This window comes from Vogesella sp. EB, from assembly GCF_001037925.1.
Lineage (GTDB): Bacteria > Pseudomonadota > Gammaproteobacteria > Burkholderiales > Chromobacteriaceae > Vogesella > Vogesella indigofera.
Genome location: NZ_LFDT01000056.1, coordinates 1 through 4,141, shown reverse-complemented (window position 1 = coordinate 4,141; position 4,141 = coordinate 1). Strand labels below are relative to the sequence as shown.

Sequence of the window (4,141 nt, the reverse complement as noted above, 5' to 3'; positions counted from 1 at the left end):
TAGCAGCTGGCGCCGACGATGGCGCTGGGGCCGAGCGCGGCGCGGGCGGCAGCGATGCCGGCGTCGTCGCGGCCAACGTGTACGCCGTCGGCGCCGACCGCGCGCGCCAGCTCGACATCGTCGTTGACGATGAACAGCACATTGCGGCTGCGCGCCAGGCTGGCGAGGATGCTGGCCTGCCACAGCCGCCGCACCGCGTCGCTGCCCTTGTTGCGGTACTGCAGAATGCGCGCGCCGCCGTCGAGCACGGCGCCGACCTGCTCGATCAGGCGTTCGCTGTCGTCGGTGTCCGGGGTGATCGCGTACAGGCCGTTAAACGTTTGCATCTTGCTCCTTGTCGGCATCGTCGTCGCCGGCGTCGTCGTTGGCCCAGAACAGGCGGTCGGGAATGAACTGGCCCATGCCGGGACGGAAGCCGTAGCGCAGCGCCTGCCAGGTGTAGTCCTGCGCCTCTTTCACCGCCTCCGGCACCGCCAGCCCGCGCGCCACCAGCCCGGCGATGGCGGCGGCGAGCGTGCAGCCGGAACCATGGAAGCTGCCGTTGAGTCTAGGCCAGGTGTCGACGCGGATTTCGCCGCCCAGGTCGTAGAGCCGGTTTTCCACGTCGCGTGTCGGCTCGTGGGTGCCGGTGATGAACACGTAGTCGCAGCCCAGCCGCGTCAGGCGTTTGGCGCAGTCGGCCACCGACAGCTCTTCCTCGTCGTCGGCGTCGTTGGCCGCCAGCCGCCGCGCCTCGATGCTGTTGGGGGTCAGCACCGTCACCTGCGGCAGCAGCACGTCGCGCAGCACGTGGATCATGTCCTCGCGCGCCAGCTCGTCGCCGGCGCCGCTGGCCAGCACCGGGTCGTAGATCAGCGGGATGTCGGGGTAGTCGGCGATCAGCTCGGCGATGGCGACCACGTTATCGATGCTGCCGATCATGCCGACCTTGAACGCGGCCACCGGCATGTCTTCCAGCACTGCGCGCGCCTGGTCGAGCACCCATTCGTCGTCGATGACCATGAAGTCCTGCACGCCGCGGGTGTCCTGCACCGTGATGGCGGTGATCACCGACAGCGGATGGCAGCCCATGCTGGCCAGGGTCAGGATGTCGGCCTGGATGCCGGCACCGCTGGTGGGATCGGCTCCCGCTAGCGTCAGCACGATGGGCGGGAGAATGATGTCTTGGCTCAAGGCTTAACCTCTCTGGTCTCACAGGATTTACAATACGGATTTTAACCGAGCGAAGGCTTAACACTATGCAAACCTGGATGTGTCTGATCTGCGGCTTTATCTACGACGAAGCGGCGGGTCGCCCGGAAGACGGCATCCCGCCCGGCACCAAGTGGGAAGACGTGCCGATGAACTGGACCTGCCCGGATTGCGACGCGCGTAAAGACGATTTCGAGATGATGGCGTTCTGAGTGACGCCGCTGCAAGAGGAAACAGAAAAATGGCTAACTGGCTGACCCGGACCGGATGTGTCCTGATGCTTTCCGCGGCCGTTGCCGGCTGTGTCAACACCACCGCCACCGGCGCCGTAGGTGCCAGCCGCAAGCAGCTGATGCTGCTGTCGCCGCAGGAAGTGGAGCAGGCCTCCGCGCAGTCCTATGTGCAGGAAGTGGGCAAGGCGCGCAGCGCCGGCAAGCTCAATACCGACGCCGCGCTGACCGCCCGCGTGCGCAATGTGTCGCAACGCCTGATCGCGCAGGTGCCGGTATTCCGCGCCGACGCGCGCAGCTGGAAATGGGAAGTGAACGTCACCCAGTCCGACGACCTGAACGCCTACGCGATGGCCGGCGGCAAGATCATGGTCTACAGCGGCATCGTCAACCGCCTCAAGCTCAGCGACGACGAGATGGCGGCCATCATCGGCCACGAGATCTCGCACGCGCTGCGCGAACACTCGCGCGAGACCATGAGCCAGGCCTACGCGCAGCAGATGGGCCTCGGCATCGTCGGCCAGCTGGCCGGCCTGTCGCAAGGCTCGATGGAACTGGCCGCCATCGCCACCGACGTGGCGCTGACCAAGCCCAACAGCCGCACCATGGAATCCGAGGCCGACATCATCGGCCTGGAGCTGATGGCGCGCGCCGGCTACAACCCGAACGCATCGGTGACGCTGTGGCAGAAGATGATGCAGGCCGGTGCCGGCACCGGCCCGAGCTTCCTGTCCACCCACCCGTCCGGCCCGGCGCGCATCGAGGAGCTGCAACGCCAGATCCCGCGCGTGCTGCCGCTGTACAACGCCGCCCGCAAGGCGCGCTGAGCGATGTCGCCGTCACTTGATGCCGCGCTGCTGCAACAGCTGGAGCAGCACGCGCTGGCGCTGCCCGGCGTGGTGCTCGACATCAAGTGGGGCGGCGTGCGCGTGCTGCAGATCGAAGGCAAGATGTTCGCCACCTTCCACGATGGCGGCGTCGCGTTCAAGGTCGACGCCGACGACTTCCTCGCGCTGTGCGACCTGCCCGGCGTCACCCCGGCGCCCTACCTCGCCCGCGCCCGCTGGATCAAACTGCACACGCTGCAGAGCTTCAGCGTGGCGCAGGTCGAGGCAAGGTTGGCCGCAGCGCGTCTCATCGTGCTTTCCCGGCTGTCAAAAGCCACCCGCGCGCAATACGGACTCTGAATGACTTACCTCTACATCAAGGCCTTCCACCTGTTCTTCGTGGTGTCCTGGTTCGCCGGCCTGTTCTACCTGCCGCGACTGTACGTCAACCTGGCGCTGGCCGAGCCGGGCAAGGAATACGACCGCCTGCTGCTGATGGCGTACAAGCTGTTCCGCTTCATGACGCCGCTGGCGGTGCTGGCGCTGGTGTTCGGACTGGTGCTGTGGCTGGGCTACGGCGTCAGCGGCGGCTGGCTGCACGCCAAGCTGACGCTGGTGACGGTGCTGGTCGGCTACCACGGCTACTGCTACAAGCTGCTGCAGGATTTCGTGCAGCAGCGCAATCGCCGGAGCCACGTCTGGTTCCGATTCTTCAACGAAGTACCGGTACTGCTGCTGCTGGCAGTGCTGATCCTGGTGGTGGTGAAACCGTTTTGATCAAGCTCCTGCTCCCCCTCGCGCTGGCCGCGCTGCTCACCGGCTGCCAGCAAGACTGCGACGGCCACGTCTACGTGCTGGCCCAGGGTCTGGCCGCCGGCGCCAGCGTGCCCGGCAAGATGGAACCGTCCGCCCTGCCGGCCGGCTTCCCGCGCGGCCAGCTGTCGTCCGACGGCTCCTACGCCGGCCGCAAGGCCTACTGCAACGTCACCGCCGCGCGCAGCGACTATGTCGACAGCGCCCGCGCCGGCCGCATCGCCGTCCCCGGCGCCTGGTCGGTATGGCAGACCGACGCGCGCTGGCCGGACGACGTACACCCCTATCGCCCCGCAGACTGGCGCCTGAAAGCGCCGGCCCGTCTCGTCAAGGAAATGGAAAAACACAATGGCAGTGGAAATTGAACGTCGTTTCAGGGTAAACGGTGACGCCTGGCGCGGTCTGGCCGAGGGCGTGCGCTACCGCCAGGGCTATTTGTCGGTGGAAAAGGAACGCACCGTGCGCGTGCGCGTGGTCGGCGACCAGGCGTGGCTGACGCTGAAAGGCCAGATCAGCGACATCAGCCGCCACGAGTTCGAATACCTGATCCCGGTGGCGGAGGCGCAGACCATCATGGACGCGATGTGTCCGATGGTGGTCGACAAGCTGCGCTACCGCATCGACTTCGGCGGCTTTGTCTGGGAAGTGGACGAGTTCTTCGGCGCCAACGCCGGGCTGGTGCTGGCCGAGATCGAGCTGCCATCGGAAGACACCGCCTTCGACAAGCCGGACTGGATCGGCGAGGAGGTGACCTTCGACGGGCGCTTTACCAATGCTTATTTGTCGAAGAATCCGTTTGGGTCGTGGTGAGCGGCTGAGGTGGCGGCCTAGGTTGGCCGCAAGGTGATGTGGACAAGGGCAAGCCGGCTGGCTTGCCCTTTTCTTAATTTGAGAATGCGGCGAGCCGGGCGCGTAGGCTGGTGCTGAGCCTGCGAAGCCCAGCGTTTACCGCGAGCGAGTGGCAAAGCTTGGCCGCACGCCGTAGTGGTGTTGCGGCCAACCTTGTTTTGGGTTTGGTATCCGCTGCGCGGATGTTTTTTATCTGCCGCTTTCCGCGCGGCGGCGGGGTACTTTCTTTTG

8 protein-coding genes are annotated in these 4,141 nt (G+C 66.0%); 6 read left to right on the top strand and 2 right to left on the bottom strand.

Annotation, left to right across the window (positions count from 1 at the left end; translation table 11 throughout):
- On the bottom strand, positions 1-326 hold a 326-nt coding region (locus tag ACG97_RS16670), incomplete at its 3' end, for a thiamine phosphate synthase (RefSeq protein WP_047968507.1).
- Positions 313-1,173 carry a bifunctional hydroxymethylpyrimidine kinase/phosphomethylpyrimidine kinase gene (gene thiD, locus ACG97_RS16665; protein WP_047968506.1) on the bottom strand — a complete coding sequence of 287 codons (861 nt, stop codon included), beginning with the start codon at positions 1,171-1,173 and terminating at the stop codon, positions 313-315. The genes thiD and ACG97_RS16670, both read right to left, overlap by 14 nt.
- A 65-nt stretch (positions 1,174-1,238) precedes the next feature.
- Here thiD and ACG97_RS16660 point away from each other — a divergent pair, with 65 nt between their 5' ends.
- From ACG97_RS16660 to ACG97_RS16635, 6 genes are all read left to right on the top strand, one after another.
- Complete coding sequence (locus ACG97_RS16660; RefSeq protein ID WP_047968505.1) at positions 1,239-1,403, top strand: rubredoxin; 165 nt, start codon at positions 1,239-1,241, stop codon at positions 1,401-1,403.
- A gap of 65 nt (positions 1,404-1,468) precedes the next feature.
- On the top strand, positions 1,469-2,248 hold the full coding sequence (locus ACG97_RS16655) for a M48 family metallopeptidase (RefSeq protein ID WP_238377383.1): 780 nt from the start codon (positions 1,469-1,471) through the stop codon (positions 2,246-2,248).
- A 3-nt stretch (positions 2,249-2,251) separates the two neighbouring features.
- Positions 2,252-2,608 (top strand): MmcQ/YjbR family DNA-binding protein, encoded by a 357-nt coding sequence (locus ACG97_RS17895; RefSeq protein WP_047968503.1) that lies wholly within the window; start codon positions 2,252-2,254, stop codon positions 2,606-2,608.
- The gene (locus ACG97_RS17890; protein ID WP_047968502.1) at positions 2,609-3,025 is read left to right on the top strand and encodes a CopD family protein; all 417 of its coding nucleotides are present in this window, start codon (positions 2,609-2,611) and stop codon (positions 3,023-3,025) included.
- Positions 3,022-3,426 carry a DVU_2496 family lipoprotein gene (locus tag ACG97_RS16640; RefSeq protein WP_047968501.1) on the top strand — a complete coding sequence of 135 codons (405 nt, stop codon included), beginning with the start codon at positions 3,022-3,024 and terminating at the stop codon, positions 3,424-3,426. The genes ACG97_RS17890 and ACG97_RS16640 overlap by 4 nt, the downstream gene beginning before the upstream one ends.
- Entirely contained in the window at positions 3,410-3,871 is a 462-nt protein-coding gene (locus tag ACG97_RS16635; protein WP_047968500.1) for a CYTH domain-containing protein, read from the top strand. The genes ACG97_RS16640 and ACG97_RS16635 overlap by 17 nt, the downstream gene beginning before the upstream one ends.
- The last annotated feature ends 270 nt before the right edge of the window (positions 3,872-4,141 follow it).